Origin of the sequence: Halorubrum miltondacostae, from assembly GCF_041379815.1 — an archaeon.
Classification (GTDB): Archaea; Halobacteriota; Halobacteria; order Halobacteriales; family Haloferacaceae; genus Halorubrum; species Halorubrum miltondacostae.
In genome coordinates, this window is record NZ_JBEDNY010000003.1 from 577,094 (window position 1) to 593,210 (window position 16,117).

A 16,117-nucleotide genomic window follows, 5' to 3' on the forward strand; every position below is an offset into this window, starting at 1 on the left:
ACGCGGCGATCAGTCCTCGGGGTCGAACAGGTCCTCGATCCGACAGTCGAAGTGGGCGGCCAAGTCGAAGGCCAACTCCAGCGAGGGGTCGTAGCGCTCGCGCTCGATCGCGTTGATCGTCTGGCGGGTGACCCCGACAGCGGCGGCGAGGTCGGCTTGGCTCTCGTCCGTCTCCGCGCGCCGCTCGCTGATGTCGTTTCTCATGTGCGGTACTTCTCGTAGCCGACGGCCGCGCCGTAGACGACGTATATCGCGAACAGCGTCCACGTCGCGCCGTAGAACTCCCCGGGGAGGGTGATCGCCCCCGTCTCGGCGAGCACCAGCCCGCCCGGCAGGCCGAGGACGAAGACGTACCCGAAGAGCTTCAGCGTGCTCTGGCTGGCCCGGCGCTCGATGGTGGTGTCGCGCTCGTCGTACAGCTCGACGGGGCTGAACCGCTGGACGACCCCCATACCGACGCCGCCGGCCCAGTAGCAGGCGACGCCGAGGACGAACCGGTCGAGGGCGATCCCGAGCCACAGCGCGGCGATGCCGGCGCCGAGCAGTCCGTAGGCGATACGTTTGTACCGTTTCCGCGTGGAGGGCCGAACCGTCGCGGGGGTAGTGTGTTCGCTCATGGCGATCGCAAAGCGAGCGTGCGTCGGATGTAAAACTCGCTTTACAGTAAAGGAAACTTTACACTCGATATTAAATCTGTCGCCGCCGAGTGGTCCGAGCGTATCGAAGCTCGAAAGGGTGGGACTTCTCGGTCCCGACGTTCACCACGACGGGGGCGAGAAGCCGGCGTCCTCGAGAATGGGCTTCCATCGCTTCTGGACCGAGAGGCGCGAGACGTCCATCGCGTCGGCGACGGCCGACTGCGACCGTTCCTCGCCACGGATCAGTCCGGCGGCGTAGAGGCTGGCCGCGGCCGTGACGCGCTTGCCGCGATCGTCGTCGGGCGCGCGGGAGAGGAAGAGGTCGACCGCGGTCGAGCGGGTCTCCTCGTCGAGGTCGAGCGCGGCGCACGCCTCGTCGAGCAGCTTGATCCACGTCTCGTTGTCGACCCGATCGCTCGCCCGGTACACACCGTCACGTAGTCGAGGCGGGCATATAAACGACCGCGTCCATCGGGGCGTTCCGGGGCAGTCAGAGCCCCGTCGGCCGGGCCAGTCCGCGTCGGAAGCGCCCGGACCCGGCCGGCGGAGCCGGCCGCGGCCGCCGCCCTGAAGTCGCCCGCGGACGTAGCGCGCGTATGTCGACGCAGACGTGGGACGAGACGCGGGTCCGGGCGCTCCACGACGACCTCGTGGCGCTGTACGAGCCGGTCGATCGGGTGGCCGAACACGGGGCGAACCCGACCGCCGAGCCGGGCGAGGGCGTCCGTCAGCTGGTGACGACGATCCTCTCGCAGAACGTCGCCGACGAGAACACCCGCCGCGCGTCGGAGGCGTTATTCGACCGGTACGACGACTTCGCCGCGATCGAGGCCGCCGACCACGAGGAGCTGCGGGAGACGATCCGCGTGGCGGGCCTCCCGGACCAGAAAGCGGCGCGCATCCAGCGCGCGCTGACCGCGATCCGCGAGGAGACCGGCGGCGCGTACTCGCTCGCGTTCCTCGACGCGATGGCGACCGACGACGCGAAGGCGTGGCTCACGGAGATCAAAGGCGTGGGGCCGAAGACCGCGAGCGTCGTGTTGAACTTCCACTTCGGGAAGCCGACGATGGCGGTCGACACCCACGTCGAGCGCGTCTCCAAGCGGTTCGGGCTGGTCCCGGAGTCCGCGTCGAACGAGCGCGCCCACGACGTCTTGGACGAACACGTCCCCGACGAGCTGATCTACCCGCTCCACGTGCTCCTGATCCGACACGGTCGAGAACACTGCTCGGCCCGCAACGCGGACTGCGATAATCCCGTCTGCGAGGCGTACTGCGGCTGCGAGTTCTGCGAGTGAGGCCGTGAGCCGCCTCTCCGGATCGTGCCGGGCGAAGCAAACCATTAGCGGCTCCCGGACGAAGCGCCGGTATGGCACCCACGACCGTCGTCGCGGGAGTCGGTCCGGGGCTCGGCTCCTCCGTGGCCCGCCGGTTCGCCGCCGCCGGGGACGATGTCGCGTTGTTCGCCAGATCGAGCGACTACCTCTCGGCGATCGCCGACGAGATCCAGGCGGAAACGCCCGGGACCACCCTTCCGGTCGAGACCGACGTCGCTGACCCGACCGCGGTCGCGTCGAGTTTCGAGACCGTGCGAGACGCGTTTTCCCCGGTCGACCGCTTGGTGTTCACCAGCGGGTCCCCCTCCGCAGGCGGCGGGATCGTAGACGTGGACCCCGCCGAGTTCCGCGACGCGCTCGACACGCGTCTGCGCGGCGCGTTCCGCTGCGTGCGCGAGGCGGTCGACGATATGGTCGCCGACGGCGGTGGGACCGTCGTCGTGACCAACTCCGGCCAGTCGCGGCGCCCGTCCGCGGACGTCGCCTACGCGGCGAGTCGCCACGGGACTCGCGGGCTCGTCCGCTCTCTCGCCGCCGACCCGCGGCTCGGAGAGGCCGACGTACAGGCGGTTCACCTGATCGTCGACGGCTGGATCGACAAGCCGTCGCTCCGCGACCGGTATCCGGACCACGAGCGCTGGATGGACCCCGACCAGATTGCCGAGCGAATCTACGATATCGCGACGACGCCGGAGACGGTTCACGCGAGCGAGATTGACCTGCGACACCCGCGGGACGAGCCGTCGTTCTGACCGGTCGGCGTTCCCCGCGACGGTCGCACCCGGCGAACCCGTAACGACAGGTATTTTTTACGTAGCCGGTTTATGAACTATCGCGCGCGGGTTGCCGAGCCAGGCCAAAGGCGTAGCGCTTAGGACGCTATCCCGTAGGGGTCCGCCGGTTCGAATCCGGTCCCGCGCATTCGTCTCCGAGCAGGATACTAAACTGATCTCAGAGAAACAACTCGTCAATTCCACTTTCGGCGCTGGTCTCTACTTGTCCCATCGGCCTCCCACGTATGATGCTATACAATATAATCGGGGATCCGAGGCCCTCGTCAGAAGTTAGTCTTCTCTATGTGATAGAGTCCGACTGCGCCAGCGCTGACGACCGACATGACGAGCGCTTCGAAGCCGATTGACGTAATCGATTTCCAGAGTTGGTATCCCTACTCACCCGGCTGCGGAGCGAGTCCTAACGCGGCGGCTTCAGAGAATATCACAACGAGGATGAGGACTATTAGAGCGCTCCCGACAATCTCCCACCCCAATTCTAGATCGTTCATCGGAGACTCGCGAGCATCGCGATGATCACGAAGCCGAAGCCACCGAGGAGACTGATCCCGAGGACGATTGCCGTGGACCAGCCATCAAGCAACGCAATCGCACTTGGACGGAGTGGACCGTCAGGTAACGAGTAGATGGAGACGAGCCGGCCCATGACTGCTATCCCCACCAACGCGATGATAGAGATGACGACAGTCGTGATGACCTGCGTCTACGGCGCCCATACACGAGCGAAAGTTCTGTCTGTTGATTAGTCTATGGGGAGATATATCCCTGTAAGCAATTCGTGAGGGGGGCGGCCCGACGCCGTTTTAGTTTACACCGAGCGAAGCGACGGCGCTCACCACACGCTTCCCCGGTGCGAGAACTGGACGTGGTCGGCCGTCTCCGGCGGGATCCCCATCGCCTCGAACATCTCTCGGAAGGCGGCGCGGACGGCGTCCTCCTCGAACTCTCGGGACGCGCGCGTCTGTGCGTCGACCGCCACGCCGCCGTGGTAGTCGACGTGAACGCGGTAGGTGTATCCGTCGACCTCGTGCGTCACGGTCGCGCGGGAGAGGACGAACTCGGCGCTGCCGAGTCGCTCGTCGCCGGCGTAGTACACGCGCTCGTGCCAGCCCGACCCGGGCGTGGAGGTCGCGTCGACCGCGGTCGCGCGCGCCGTCAGCTCGTCGTAGGCGGGCCGGAAGGCGACCGGTTCGTCGACCTCGACGCTCGGCGTGCTCGCGCCGGGTTCGGTCGGGTCGCCCGTGCTCACCGCCGTCTCGAACTCATCGACGTACGCTGCGGCGGTCGCGTCGTCCATCTCGAACAGCAGCGTGAGTCGGTCGACGAGCCACTCCTCGGGCGGGAGCTCCTCGACGGTGAGGTCCGCGCCGGCGTCGTCAGCGAACAGCGTCACGACGGTGACCCCCTCCTCGGCGTAGAACGTCGCCCACAGTCGCGTCGACGCCGAGTGGTCGAACGTGACCCTGAACGCCTCGTACTCGGGCCCGAGGTCGGCGTCGAGTTCGTCGATCCCCGCGGGGTGGAAGCCGCTCGATCTGACGCGCTCGACATCGTAGCCGGCCGCGTCGGCCCCATCCAGCGCGTCCTCGTACGCGAGGTCCGACACGGTCACGCCATCCGCGGTGTACGTCGCCACGTCGGCCCCGATCAGCGCCCCGGCGAAGATCGCGTACGCGGCGACGACCGCGGCGACGGTCCCGACGACGGCGACGGCGACCAGTCGCACTTTCTTCATACTACTGATACGTTCCGTGAGGAGATAGCTGTGCCGTCGTTTCCGGTGAACTGCGATCGCCGTTTACGACATTCGACCGCGGTTCACAGCGGGCCGTCGTCGACGAACCGAGCCGGGACCACCCGGCGGAGTAGCCGGGACGGCGTCCCGGAGAGCCCGCTGACGAGGAGGAACCCGACGAAAATGACGCCGAAGCCGGCGAGCGACTGTACCGAGAGCGTCTCCCCGAGCAGCGCCCAGCCGCCGACCGCGGAGACGACGGGGACGAAGTAGAACAGGAGGTTCGCGCGCGTCGCGTCGGTCTCGTCGATCAGCGCGAAGTACGCGAGGTACGCGATCGCCCCGGAGAAGACGCCGACGTACAGCAGCGCCGCGACCGCGACGGGCGGCACCGACAGCCCGGAGACGGACTCCCCGGCGCCGAGGCTCATCGCGTGCGTGAGGACGGCGGCCAGCGGGACGCCCCAGACGGTGCGGGCCGTGCTCGACAGCGTCGCGTCCACGCGGCGGATCAGCACCGCGCCGAGCGCGCTCGTCACGGCGGCCACGAACAGTAGCGGGACGCCGACGCCGCCGCCGAGGAGCGCCGCGGGGTCGGGGTCGGCGACGAGCGCGACGCCGAACAGCCCGAGGGCCATGCCGGCGAAGCCGCGGGCCGAGAGCCTGTCCTGGCTGAGCAGGACCGCGGCGAACACCGGGGTCAGGATCGGGTTCAGGCTGAAGACGACGGCGGCGACGCCGCTCGTCACGTACTGCTGGCCGACGAACAGCAGCGCGTTCGTCAGTCCGATGACGAGCACGCCGGTCGCGACGATGCCGACGACGTCCCCGCGGGTCCGCGGGCGCAGCTCCGCCCGGGAGAGCCGCGTCGCCGCGAACGCCGCGAGGACCACCGCGCCGATGTCGAACCGGACGGCGACGAAGAACAGCGGCGGGAGGTGGGCCAGTCCGGCCTTCGCGGCGACGAAGGTACCGCCGAAGAGGACCGCCGAGACGAGAAGCAGCGCGCCGGTGCGTCGGGTGAACACGTTACCGCGACACCCCGGCTACGGTTTCGGACGAACGGTCGGCTTGGAACGAGTTTCTCGCCACGATTCTATGTAACAGTCGGACGCTCATAACGGATTCCGGAAAATATTCCACGCGGAGAAACGCGCCACACGCCGTGCCGATCGCGCACGCCGTGAAACGCAGCAGGCGAGCGAAGCCGGTTTATTCCGGTGGCCGCTGGATCCCGTATGGAGGCCCCGCTCGAGGAGATCGAGTTTCTCGCCCGCTCGACGAACCGCGTCGAGGTGCTACAGCTGCTGGCGTCGGCGCCGCGCACGCGGCGGGACCTCGCGGCCGCGACCGGCGCGTCGCAGGCGACGCTGGGGCGGATCCTCGAGGACTTCGCGGAGCGGTCGTGGGTCGCCCGCGAGGGGAGCGAGTACGTCGCCACCGCGACCGGCGAGCTGGTGGCGGACGGGGTCGAGGAGCTCGTCTCCGTCCTCGAGACGGAGGCCAAGCTGCGCGACGTCGTGGCGTTCCTCCCGACGGCCGAGCTCGGGTTCGACCTCCGGCGGCTCGCCGACGCGACCGTGACGGTGCCGAGCCGCACGCGGCCGAGCGCGCCGCTCCAGCGCGTGCTCGACGCGATGGAGGGCGCGACGACGCTGCGCGCGTTCTCGCACACGCTCAACGAGCAGAGCCTCGCGACCGCCCGAGACCAGGTGGCCGAGGGGAGACAGAGGTTCGAGGCTGTCCTCTCGACCGACGCCATCGAGGCGCTCGCGGGCGACGACGCTCTCTGGAAACAGTTGCGGACGCTGGCCGAAAACGACGACGCGGAGATCCGCGTCCGCCGCGAGCCGCTCCCGCTCGCGGTCACCGTCGCCGACGGCACTGTCTACCTCCTCGTCCGGGACGAGGGCGGAATCCTCCGGGCGTCGCTCCACACCGACGACCCGGCGGTCCGCGAGTGGGCCGACGAGACGTTCTCAGGGTACTGGGAGGCGGCCGATCCATTCGATCCGACGGCGTTCGAGGAGTGAGTCTGTTCCGGGCAAAACCCACTTGTCCGCGGTCCACGTACGCCTGTCAATGTCTTCTCGCGACGCGGAAGTGATCATCGAAACGTGGCAGTTCAGGGACCGCGAACTGCCCCGCGTCCCGCCGGCGGGGTGGGCGACAACCGACCGGCTCCGCGAGGCGGTGTGTCTCGCGGTGACGTGTTCGGTGGAGGGCGTCGAGCGCGTCGAACCCTTCGAGGGACCGGCGAGCGAGCGCGAGCGGTTCGAGGCCACCGTGACCGCGGAGTCGATCGACGACGAGCTCGTGCGGCTGGTGCCCCCGGCGTCGGAGCGCGACGGGGAGGAGAAAGAATTCAGCGAGTCGACGGAGCAGTTCGACTTGGACGAGGCCCTCGACCGCCTCTGACGGGATCGGTTCGGTGGCTATGTGTCGTCCGGACCGGACACCCGCACCACCTGTTTACCGATGTTGTCGCCCGAGAACAGCCCGAGGAACGCGTCGGGGGCATTCTCCAATCCTTCCACGACGGTCTCGCGGTGTTCGAGGTCGCCGCTCGTGACCCACTGCCCGAGGCGCTCGCTCGCCTCGCCGAATCGGGTCGCGAAGTCGCCGACGAGCAGTCCCTCGATTTTGGCTCGCACGGGAATGATCTGCGGGAGCTTCCGCGGGCCGGTCGGGACCGACTCGTCGTTGTAATGGGCGATCTGCCCGCAGACCGCGACTCGCGCGTCGAGGTTCAGACGCGTGAACACCGCGTCGGTGATCGGCCCGCCGACGTTGTCGAAGTAGATGTCGACGCCGTCGGGCGCGGCCTCGTCGAGCGCGGCGCGGTAGTCGTCAGTCGTCTTGTAGTTGATCGCGGCGTCGAAGCCGAGGTCGTCGGTGAGCCACGCGGTCTTCTCGTCGCTGCCGGCGAAGCCGACCACGCGGCAGCCGTTGCGCTTCGCGATCTGGCCGACGACGGAGCCGACCGCGCCCGCCGCGCCGGAGACGACGACCGTGTCGCCGGGCTTCGGCTCGCCGACTTCGAGCAGGCCGAAGTAAGCGGTCCGCCCGGGCATGCCGAGGACGCCGAGGTACGCCTCGGGGTCGGCGACGCTGGGGTCGACCGGGGCGACGTCGTCGGCGTCGAGCGTCGCGTAGTCGGCCCAGCGGCCCTCGCCGGTCACGAGGTCGCCCGCGTCGTACGCGTCGCTCTGACTCTCGACCACCTCGCCGACGACGCCGCCCTTGAGCGCGTCGCCGACGTCCCACGGCTCGGCGTACGACTCGGCGTCGCGCATCCGGCCGCGCATGTACGGGTCGACGGAGAGGAACAGGGTGCGGATGAGGAGTTCGCCCGGTGCGGGGATGGGAACGTCCGTCTCGCGCAGTTCGAAGCTGTTGGCGTCGGGCTCCCCGCTCGGCCGCTCGGCGAGAAGCCACTCGCGGTTGGTGTTCGTCACGGTCCCGGTTGGCGCATGGAACGCAATAGGGTTTGGACCCCAGCAGCCGCCGTGGGGATTCGAAAGTCGCGGCCCGCGTGGGGGATCGGAACTGAGACAGCGACGGGCGCGCGTCGAAAAGCGGGCAGCGAACGGCGTTACGCGACGGCGACGCCGTTGCGGGTGAGGTAGTCGCTCGCGGCTTTGATCTCGACCGGGCTCCCGATGATCCGGTACTGTTCCGCCGTCTCGACGACGGTGACGGTGAACCGGTCCTCGAGGCACTCTCGGTGCCCGTCGAGCGCGTGGTGCGGGAGGACAATTTGCGTGCTGTCTCGGAGGCTCGACGGATCTGGCATTCGGCGTGCGTAGCCATTATTCGTCGCCGATATAACCGTGTCGAAGTATCGGCGCACCAACCACTCTCGCGGCGGAGAGTCGCCGATTCGCAGTCGGCCGACGGGCGCTCGGTCGCCGCAGTCGGACCGGCGGTTCGAAGGAACAACTTTAACGAGCCGACCGGCCGAGAGACGGGTAATGGGACTGGAGGAGGAGATCGAAGACCTCCGCGAGGAGATCGCCGAGACGCCATACAACAAGTCCACCGAGGCGCACATCGGGCGGCTGAAGGCGAAGCTCGCGGAGAAGAAGGAGAAACTAGAGAACCAGTCCTCCGCCGGCGGCGGCCACGGCTACGCGGTCGAGAAGCACGGCGATGCCACGGTGGCGCTTGTCGGGTTCCCGAGCGTCGGCAAGTCGACCCTCATCAACGCGCTCACCAACGCCGACAGCGAGGTCGGCTCCTACGAGTTCACGACGCTCGACGTCAACCCGGGCATGCTGCAGTACCGCGGCGCGAACATCCAGATCCTCGACGTGCCGGGGCTGATCGAGGGCGCGGCCGGCGGGCGCGGCGGCGGGAAAGAGGTCCTCTCGGTCGTGCGGACCGCGGACCTGGTCGTGTTCATGCTCTCGGTGTTCGAGATCGAGCAGTACGACCGGCTCCGCGAGGAGCTGTACGCGACGAACATCCGCCTCGACACCGAGCCGCCGAACATCAACATCCGGAAGACGCACAAAGACGGGCTCGGCGTGACGATGAGCGACGACGTGAGCTTAGCGGAGGACACGATCAAGCAAGTCCTCCGCGAGTACGGCTACGTCAACGCGAAGGTCACCATCCCCCACGACCTCACGATCGACGAGCTTGTCGACGCCGTGATGGACAACCGCGAGTACCTCCCCTCGATGGTGACGGTGAACAAGGCGGACCTCATCGACAAGAGCTACCTCCCGACCGTGAAAGAGGAGCTGCGCGAGCGCGACCTGAACCCCGAGGACGTGCTCTTCATCTCGGCCGAGAAGGAGCTCGGTCTCGACGGGCTCAAAGAGCGGCTCTGGGAGGAGCTGGGCGTCATCCGCATCTACATGGACAAGCCGGGGCGCGGCGTCGACTACGAGGAGCCCCTCATCCTGTTCGAGGGGGACACCGTGGGCGACGCCTGTACGAAGATCGGCGGCGAGTTCGACGAGCGATTTAAATTCGCGCGCGTCTCGGGCGAGAGCGCCAAACACGACGACCAGCAGGTCGGGAAGGGCCACGAGCTCGCCGACGAGGACGTGCTCCGAATCGTCGCGCGGAAGTGACCGCTCGGACACCGGGCCGAATCTCGGTCTCGTCGCCGCGTCCGACCGAAAGGCGCTTTTCGCGGGGCCGCGACCGTCGGGTATGCTCACGGTCGCGCTCGCGGGCAAGCCGAACGCCGGCAAGTCCACCTTCTACACCGCCGCCACGATGGCCGACGTCGACGTCGCGAACTACCCGTTCACGACAATCGACGCCAACCGCGGAGTGACCCACGTCCGCACGCGCTGCCCGTGTCTCGACCGCGACGAGCGCTGCGGAAACGAGAACTGCCATGACGGGAAACGCTACGTCCCGATCGAACTCCTCGACGTGGCGGGACTGGTCCCCGGCGCACACGAGGGCAAGGGGCTCGGCAACCAGTTCCTCGACGAGCTGACGAACGCGGACGTCGTCCTCAACGTCGTCGACGCCTCGGGGGCCACGAACGCCGAGGGCGAGCCCGTCGAGGTCGGGAGCCACGACCCCCGCGACGACGTGGACTTCATCGAGGAGGAGATGGACCTGTGGCTCGCCGGCATCGTCGACCGCAACTGGGAGAGCGTCGAGCGGAAGTCGCGCTCGCCGGACTTCGACCTCGACGCCGCGCTCTCGGACATGCTCACCGGGTTCGGCGCGACCGAGTACGACGTGACCGCGGTGCTGCGCGGCCTGGAGTACCCCGACGACCCGAAGGCGTGGAGCGACGACGACCGCGAGGCGCTCGCCCGGGCGGTCCGCCGGCGCACCAAGCCCATCGTCGTCGTCGCGAACAAGGTCGACGCGGCCCCCGACGACGCGGTCGACCGCATCCGCGAGGGGACCGACAAGCCGGTGATCCCGGCGACCGCCGACGGCGAACTCGCCTTACGGCGCGCCGCCGACGCCGGCGTCGTCGACTACGACCCGGGCGACGAGTCGTTCGAGATCGTCGGCGACGTCTCCGACGACCAGCGCGCCGGCCTCGACGTCCTCGGCGAGTCGATGGCGGCTCACGAGGGCACGGGCGTCCAGTCGGCGCTGAACGCGGCCGTCTACGACCTGCTCGACCGGATCACGGCCTACCCGGTCCAGGACGCCGGCAAGTGGACGGACGGCACCGGCAACGTCCTCCCGGACGCGTTCCTGCTGTCCGCGGGGGCGACCCCCCGGGACCTCGCGTACGCAGTACACTCCGACATCGGCGACGGCTACCTCCACGCCGTCGACGCCCGGGCCTCGCGCCGGATCGGCGAGGACCACGAGCTGACCGAGGGCGACGTGGTGAAGATCGTCTCGACCGCCGGGCCCTGACCGGGGGCGGGACGGGCCCCCTGGACTCGTGCCCTTTACTCCAGCGACCGCGCGTACGTCACCTGCTTCGGCTCGAAGCCCGCGTCGCGGTAGAACCGCCGCGCGCCCTCGTTTTCCCACTCGCACGAGACCGTGAGGTAGTCGCGGTCCGCCTCGCGGGCCATCGCCGCCACGCGCTCGACGACCGCCGTGCCGTACCCTCGGTCGCGGTGTTCCTCATCGACCTCGAGGTTCACGATATCGAGGTATCGGCCCCGCTCCCGGGAGGGGCGGGTGCCCGTCTCGACGGTGACGAATCCGGCCGTCTCGCCGTCGACGACGACGAGGTAGTCGGTCACCGACGGGTCGTCGAGGTGCGCGCGGAAGCCGTCGTCCGGGACCGCCGCCGCGTCCGCGTAGCGTATCTCGTTCAGCGGCGAGTACTCCTCCATCGCCGTCGCGAGGTCGTACCACCTGTCGACGAGCGCGTCGAGGTCGCCCTCGTCGGCTTCGACGAGTTCCATGTCGGCCCGGCGTGGCGGGGTGACTTCAGCCTTCCCTCGGTGTGCGACGACGTCGCGTCCCGCAGTCGCCCCCGCCGTGCGACCGACAGGCACATGCGGGTCGCCCGAGACGGATGGATAGAGACCGGTCATGCTCGGGCTCGAACACGACTTCCGGATCGTCGACACCCGCGCGACCCTCGACCCCGACGAGTCGTCGGTCGCCACCCACGGGCGGGACATCTCGCCGGAGCGGCTGGAACGCGAGATGCTCCAGGCGGGGATCGTCCGCGCGGTCGCGAGCCCCGGGCAGCGCGCCGCCGGCCGGAGCTACCTCCGCGCGAACAACGCCGTCGCGCGCCTGTCGATCGACCGCCCGTTCGTCGCGTTCGCGCGGCTCAACGGCCCCCGCGACCCGGGAACCGGCCCCGTGTCGGCGGTGCGGAATCTCCGCGCCGAGCGCGACGACCACCACACCCGGCCGGACGACGTCGAGCAGTACTCCTACGACGACCGCTTCCACGGCTTCACGCTGGCGCCCCACGTCGACGGACTGCCGAACGAGGACGTGCTGGAGCGCCTGGCGGCCGCGGACCTCCCCCTCTTCGTCCACGCCGGGCATGAGTTCCCGCCCGAGGCGGTCGAGACGGAGCTGCTCGGCTACGACCTCCCGGTCGTCCTCGGAAGCTTCGGCGGCTATCCGCTGGACGCCGACATGATGAACGAGACGCTCGACCTCCTCGACGAGCACGACCGCGCGTACGTCGACACGAGCGCGGTCCGGTACCGCGAGGTGCTCGAACGCGGCGTGTTGGAACACCCCGACCGGGTGCTCTTCGGCTCCGGCGCGCCCGACGTCCACCCGAACGTCGGCGTCATGGAGGTGCTCACCCTCGACGTCTCCGAGGACCTGATGCGCCGCGTGCTCGCGAAGAACCCCGCTCGTCTCGTTCCCGCGCTTGCCGAGGGAGCGGACGTCTGAGGCGGCGCGCGGATCCGAAGCGACGGCCACTTGTCGCGCCGGGGCCGACCGCAGACGATGAGCGACGAGCCCGACGACCCCCACGTCGAAGTCGTCCGCGCGACCGGCCACGAGAACGTCACCGCCGAGCACGCGAGCACGTTCGAACTCACGACCGACGACTGGCTCACGCCCGCCGGCAACTGTATCGTCGGCGTCGAGGCCGACCGGACGCCGCGCGACTTTTCGACCGCGTTCCGCGAGGCGTGCCGCGACGCGGACGCGACGATCGAGGCGACGCTCACCGTCGACGCTGGCGACGAGACGCTCACGGAGACGATCACCGGGCGAGGTGACCCGGAGCTCGCCCTGCTCGACGACCGCTCGATGGTCGGCCGCACGAGCGGCTACACCGACGACGAGCGGACGATCCTCGTCGGCGGCGACGGCGCCGCCGGCGACCTCGACCGTGACATCGTCGCCGCGCTGGCCGACGGGGCTGACCTCACGCTGCGGCTCGAAGTCGAGCCGGCGGAGTGACGCGGCCGGGGATCGGTTCGTCCGCGAGTAGCTAGATCGGGAGCTCGGCGTCCGCCCCGACCACGCGGTCGGGTTCGGCGGGTGCGCGCCAGTCGGTCGTCCGCTCCAGCAGTTGGACGACCATCCGACCCGTCACGCCCCAGACGGTGTAGCCGTCGACGTGGAAGAAGTGAACGCGGTGGTCGCCGTAGTCCGGGTGGTCGACGCGGCGCTCGGACTCGTAGTTCGCGGGGTCGGTGAGCGCGTCGACCGAGAGCACCGCCACCTCCGCGACCTCCGACTCGTCGGGGACGTACTCGCGGTCGGGCGCGACGCCGACGAACGGGCGCACCGCGTACTGCGACGAGGTGCGCGTGTCGTCGAGCCGCCCGATCACGTCGACCTCCGACGACCGCATCCCGACCTCCTCGTCGGCCTCGCGCAGCGCGGTGTCCGTCAGCGTCCGGTCGATCGGTTCGCGGCCGCCACCGGGGAAGCTCATCTGTCCGGGGTGCTCGCCGAGGTGTGCGGCGCGCTTGGTGAACAGGAGGTGCGCGTCGCCGTCGCGCGCGATCACCGGCGCGAGCACCGCCGCCTCTCGACGCCCGGCGAGCGACTGCGGCGCGTGGCGGCGCAGCCCCGACAGGTCCATACTCGAAGTAGGCGACGCGAGGCGGTTAACGTTTCCGTGGGTTCCAGTCGCGCGGGACGTGAACGTGTGACAGTACCGTCGCCGGCGGCGACTCGGCGGGGGCGGCGGGACGGTCGCTCACGCCGGGGCGACCGCTCACACCGGCGCGGCCCGCCCGATGACCGTCCCGACGAGCGCCGAGAGGCCGACGATGGCGGCCGGGAGCAGCAGGATCCGAGTCGCCTGTGACATAGGCGCGGCGAGGGCGGGCAGGGACAAATACTGGGGCGACGCTGGATTCGGCTTCGAGCCATTTTCGCCCGTTTTAGACCGGCAATGACTCCTTACCGGGCGGGTCGGTCCGTGCCCGGCAGCTGGTCGCGTCGCGTCCGACGAGCGCGGCGCGGCGGTCGGGTTCGGACCTTTTAAGCCCGCGACACCCGCTTTCGAGAGTAATGAGCGACGACGACCAGGAGCTCGGGATCACCGAGTCAAAGACGCACAACACGGGCGAGTGGTACGCCGAGGTCGTACGGAAGGCCGGGCTGGCCGACTACGGGCCGGACGGGATGAGCGGGTTCATCGTCACCCGCCCGCGGGCGTACGCGGTCTGGGAGCGGCTCCAGGGGTTCCTCGACACGAAGTTCAAGGACACTGGGGTCCAGAACGCCTACTTCCCGCTGTTCATCCCCGAGTCGTACCTCGAACGGGAGAAGGACATCGTTGAGGGGTTCGACCCCGAGGTGGCGTGGGTCGACGAAGCGGGTAACAAGGAGCTCGAAGAGCGGCTCGCGGTCCGGCCCACCTCGGAGTCGATCATCACGCCGTACATCTCGCAGTGGGTGCGGAGCCACCGCGACCTCCCGCTGCGCGTGAACCAGTGGTGCTCGGTCGTGCGCTGGGAGGCGACCGAGACGAAGCCGTTCTTCCGTACGAAAGAGTTCCTCTGGCAGGAGGGCCACACCGCGCACGCGACGCGCGAGGACGCGTGGGAAGAGACGCTGACGCGCCTCGACCAGTACGAGTCCGTCTACGACGACCTGCTGGCGATGCCCGTGTTGAAGGGCCAGAAGCCGGACCACGACAAGTTCCCCGGCGCGGACACGACGACGACCGTCGAGGCGCTGATGCCCGACGGGAAGTCGGTCCAGGCCGGCACCTCCCACCACCTCGGCCAGTCGTTCGCCGAGGCGTTCGACATCACCTACTCCGACGAGGACGAGGAGGAGCGGACCGCTCACACCACCTCGTGGGGACTCTCGTGGCGCGCGCTGGGCGCGCTGATCATGACCCACTCCGACGAGCAAGGGCTCGTCTTGCCCCACACGGTCGCGCCCACGCAGGTCGTCGTCGTCCCCATCTGGCAGGAGGACACGAAGGCGGACGTCCTCGAGTACGCCAAGGGCGTGGCCGACGACCTCGAAGACGCCGGCGTCCGTGTCGAACTCGACGACCGCGACGAGCGCAACCCCGGGTTCAAGTTCAACGAACACGAGCTGAACGGGATCCCGCTCCGGATCGAGATCGGCCCCCACGAGGTCGACGACGCGGAACTCACGCTGGTCCACCGGCCCGACGGGGAGAGCGTCGAGGTCGACCGCGAGGGCGTCGCCGAGACCGTCCGCGAACAGTTCGACGAGATCTACGCCAAGCTGTACGCGACCGCCGAGGAGACCCTCGACGACGGCGTGCGCGAGGCCGACGACCGCGCCGAGATCCTCGGGACGCTCGGCCAGCACGGCGGCTACGTGAATGCGCCGTGGTGCGGCGACGAGGCCTGCGAGGAGCCGATCAAGGAGCCGCTGGCCGCCGAGATTGTGATGGTCCCCTTCGACGACGAGGACCCGCTCGCCGACGGTGACCACGACGAGACGTGCGCGATGTGCGACGAGACCGCCGAGCGAACGGCGTACTTCGCGAAGACGTACTGACGCCGCGAGGGCGACCCGCGGTCGTCGCCGTTTCTCCGGAATTCGCCCACCCCCGTTGAGTCCGGCGATTAAACCGCGTTGATCCGGCTTAACGGAGTTTCGGGTATATAGGATCGGAGCGCGTACGGGCAGGTAATGAACCGCTGGATTGCGGGCTTCGTCGTCGCGGCCGTCGCCGCTGTCCTGATCGTCGGGGCCGCGGCCGCTGCGCCGGCGGGCGTGGTGACGGCACAGACCGAACCGGGTAACGGGAGCGGCGCGGACTCGGGCGGCGCCGAGAACGCGACGACCGACCTCGCGCCCGGCGAGCGCTTCGCCGGGGTCGTCGGGGTTCAGGGCGCGGAGATCGAAGGCGAGGTCGAGTCGCGCGCCTTCGAGGTCGCGCTCCGGGAGTCGGAGACCAACGAGAGCCGCGCCGCCGTCGTCGCGGACCGGGTGAACCGGACCGAAGAGCGGCTCGCAGAGCTGGAGCGGCGACAGGAGGAGCTCCGCGAGCGCCGCGAGGCCGGAGAGCTGAGCCAGGGCGCGTACGCCGCGCGGATGGCGACGACCACCGCCCGGATCGAGACGCTCTCACGGGGGCTGAACCGGAGCGCGAACGTCGCCGCGGAGCTCCCCACCGCCGTCCGGAACGAGACGGGCGTCGACGGCGAGCGACTGGCGACGCTGCGGGAACGCGCGAACGAGCTCAGCGGTCCCGAGGTCGCCGCCCTCTCTCGCGGCGTGGCCGGCGAG

At 69.3% G+C, this 16,117-nt stretch carries 19 protein-coding genes, 1 tRNA gene and 1 pseudogene; 11 read left to right on the top strand and 10 right to left on the bottom strand.

Annotated elements, in window-relative coordinates; all coding sequences use genetic code 11:
• Window positions 1-9: 9 nt before the first annotated feature.
• The 3 genes from ABNG04_RS12040 to ABNG04_RS12050 all read right to left on the bottom strand — a co-directional run bounded on the left by ABNG04_RS12040 (window position 10) and on the right by ABNG04_RS12050 (window position 1,067).
• Complete coding sequence (locus tag ABNG04_RS12040; protein ID WP_371162654.1) at window positions 10-204, bottom strand: helix-turn-helix transcriptional regulator; 195 nt, start codon at window positions 202-204, stop codon at window positions 10-12.
• A complete protein-coding gene (locus ABNG04_RS12045) occupies window positions 201-617 on the bottom strand; it encodes a DUF2178 domain-containing protein (RefSeq protein WP_371162655.1) in 417 nt (138 codons plus the stop codon). The genes ABNG04_RS12040 and ABNG04_RS12045 overlap by 4 nt, the downstream gene beginning before the upstream one ends.
• Window positions 618-758: 141 nt before the next feature.
• Window positions 759-1,067 carry a cyclin family protein gene (locus ABNG04_RS12050; RefSeq protein ID WP_371162656.1) on the bottom strand — a complete coding sequence of 103 codons (309 nt, stop codon included), beginning with the start codon at window positions 1,065-1,067 and terminating at the stop codon, window positions 759-761.
• A 167-nt stretch (window positions 1,068-1,234) separates the two neighbouring features.
• Between ABNG04_RS12050 and ABNG04_RS12055 the strand changes: the two genes are divergently transcribed.
• The 3 genes from ABNG04_RS12055 (at window position 1,235) to ABNG04_RS12065 (ending at window position 2,896) form a co-directional block, all read left to right on the top strand.
• Entirely contained in the window at window positions 1,235-1,936 is a 702-nt protein-coding gene (locus tag ABNG04_RS12055) for an endonuclease III domain-containing protein (RefSeq protein WP_371162657.1), read from the top strand.
• A gap of 71 nt (window positions 1,937-2,007) precedes the next feature.
• A complete protein-coding gene (locus tag ABNG04_RS12060) occupies window positions 2,008-2,727 on the top strand; it encodes an SDR family NAD(P)-dependent oxidoreductase (protein WP_371162658.1) in 720 nt (239 codons plus the stop codon).
• 84 nt (window positions 2,728-2,811) lie between these two features.
• Window positions 2,812-2,896: transfer RNA gene (locus tag ABNG04_RS12065), tRNA-Leu, on the top strand.
• A gap of 360 nt (window positions 2,897-3,256) precedes the next feature.
• On the opposite strand, the gene ABNG04_RS12070 is transcribed toward ABNG04_RS12065, so the two are convergent.
• The 3 genes from ABNG04_RS12070 to ABNG04_RS12080 all read right to left on the bottom strand — a co-directional run bounded on the left by ABNG04_RS12070 (window position 3,257) and on the right by ABNG04_RS12080 (window position 5,532).
• Window positions 3,257-3,415 carry a hypothetical protein gene (locus tag ABNG04_RS12070; protein ID WP_371162659.1) on the bottom strand — a complete coding sequence of 53 codons (159 nt, stop codon included), beginning with the start codon at window positions 3,413-3,415 and terminating at the stop codon, window positions 3,257-3,259.
• 186 nt (window positions 3,416-3,601) lie between these two features.
• A complete protein-coding gene (locus tag ABNG04_RS12075; protein WP_371162660.1) occupies window positions 3,602-4,504 on the bottom strand; it encodes a hypothetical protein in 903 nt (300 codons plus the stop codon).
• 83 nt (window positions 4,505-4,587) lie between these two features.
• Window positions 4,588-5,532: a DMT family transporter gene (locus tag ABNG04_RS12080; protein WP_371162661.1), complete on the bottom strand. Its 945-nt coding sequence runs from the start codon at window positions 5,530-5,532 to the stop codon at window positions 4,588-4,590.
• 210 nt (window positions 5,533-5,742) lie between these two features.
• On the opposite strand from ABNG04_RS12080, the gene ABNG04_RS12085 reads away from it, so the two are divergent.
• Both ABNG04_RS12085 and ABNG04_RS12090 read left to right on the top strand, forming a co-directional pair.
• Entirely contained in the window at window positions 5,743-6,537 is a 795-nt protein-coding gene (locus ABNG04_RS12085) for a helix-turn-helix transcriptional regulator (protein ID WP_371162662.1), read from the top strand.
• Between the two features lie 49 nt (window positions 6,538-6,586).
• Window positions 6,587-6,922: a hypothetical protein gene (locus ABNG04_RS12090; RefSeq protein ID WP_371162663.1), complete on the top strand. Its 336-nt coding sequence runs from the start codon at window positions 6,587-6,589 to the stop codon at window positions 6,920-6,922.
• A gap of 17 nt (window positions 6,923-6,939) precedes the next feature.
• Here the strand turns inward: ABNG04_RS12090 and ABNG04_RS12095 are convergent, their stop codons facing one another.
• Together ABNG04_RS12095 and ABNG04_RS12100 are read right to left on the bottom strand one after the other, a co-directional pair.
• Entirely contained in the window at window positions 6,940-7,962 is a 1,023-nt protein-coding gene (locus ABNG04_RS12095) for an NADP-dependent oxidoreductase (protein ID WP_371162664.1), read from the bottom strand.
• A gap of 137 nt (window positions 7,963-8,099) precedes the next feature.
• Complete coding sequence (locus tag ABNG04_RS12100) at window positions 8,100-8,300, bottom strand: VNG_1110C family protein (protein WP_297884751.1); 201 nt, start codon at window positions 8,298-8,300, stop codon at window positions 8,100-8,102.
• A 178-nt stretch (window positions 8,301-8,478) separates the two neighbouring features.
• Here ABNG04_RS12100 and ABNG04_RS12105 point away from each other — a divergent pair, with 178 nt between their 5' ends.
• Both ABNG04_RS12105 and ABNG04_RS12110 read left to right on the top strand, forming a co-directional pair.
• A complete protein-coding gene (locus tag ABNG04_RS12105) occupies window positions 8,479-9,588 on the top strand; it encodes an OBG GTPase family GTP-binding protein (protein ID WP_371162665.1) in 1,110 nt (369 codons plus the stop codon).
• 82 nt (window positions 9,589-9,670) lie between these two features.
• On the top strand, window positions 9,671-10,858 hold the full coding sequence (locus tag ABNG04_RS12110; RefSeq protein ID WP_371162666.1) for a redox-regulated ATPase YchF: 1,188 nt from the start codon (window positions 9,671-9,673) through the stop codon (window positions 10,856-10,858).
• A 35-nt stretch (window positions 10,859-10,893) separates the two neighbouring features.
• On the opposite strand, the gene ABNG04_RS12115 is transcribed toward ABNG04_RS12110, so the two are convergent.
• A complete protein-coding gene (locus ABNG04_RS12115; protein ID WP_371162667.1) occupies window positions 10,894-11,361 on the bottom strand; it encodes a GNAT family N-acetyltransferase in 468 nt (155 codons plus the stop codon).
• 130 nt (window positions 11,362-11,491) lie between these two features.
• Between ABNG04_RS12115 and ABNG04_RS12120 the strand changes: the two genes are divergently transcribed.
• Together ABNG04_RS12120 and ABNG04_RS12125 are read left to right on the top strand one after the other, a co-directional pair.
• Window positions 11,492-12,322 carry an amidohydrolase family protein gene (locus tag ABNG04_RS12120; protein ID WP_371162668.1) on the top strand — a complete coding sequence of 277 codons (831 nt, stop codon included), beginning with the start codon at window positions 11,492-11,494 and terminating at the stop codon, window positions 12,320-12,322.
• 57 nt (window positions 12,323-12,379) lie between these two features.
• Window positions 12,380-12,841 (top strand): DUF371 domain-containing protein, encoded by a 462-nt coding sequence (locus ABNG04_RS12125; protein WP_371162669.1) that lies wholly within the window; start codon window positions 12,380-12,382, stop codon window positions 12,839-12,841.
• A gap of 31 nt (window positions 12,842-12,872) precedes the next feature.
• On the opposite strand, the gene ABNG04_RS12130 is transcribed toward ABNG04_RS12125, so the two are convergent.
• Entirely contained in the window at window positions 12,873-13,472 is a 600-nt protein-coding gene (locus ABNG04_RS12130; RefSeq protein ID WP_371162670.1) for an NUDIX hydrolase, read from the bottom strand.
• A 434-nt stretch (window positions 13,473-13,906) separates the two neighbouring features.
• Here ABNG04_RS12130 and proS point away from each other — a divergent pair, with 434 nt between their 5' ends.
• A complete protein-coding gene (gene proS, locus ABNG04_RS12135; RefSeq protein WP_371162671.1) occupies window positions 13,907-15,382 on the top strand; it encodes a proline--tRNA ligase in 1,476 nt (491 codons plus the stop codon).
• Window positions 15,383-15,517: 135 nt separating this feature from the next.
• Window positions 15,518-16,117: pseudogene (locus tag ABNG04_RS12140) on the top strand (hypothetical protein); the annotation flags it as partial.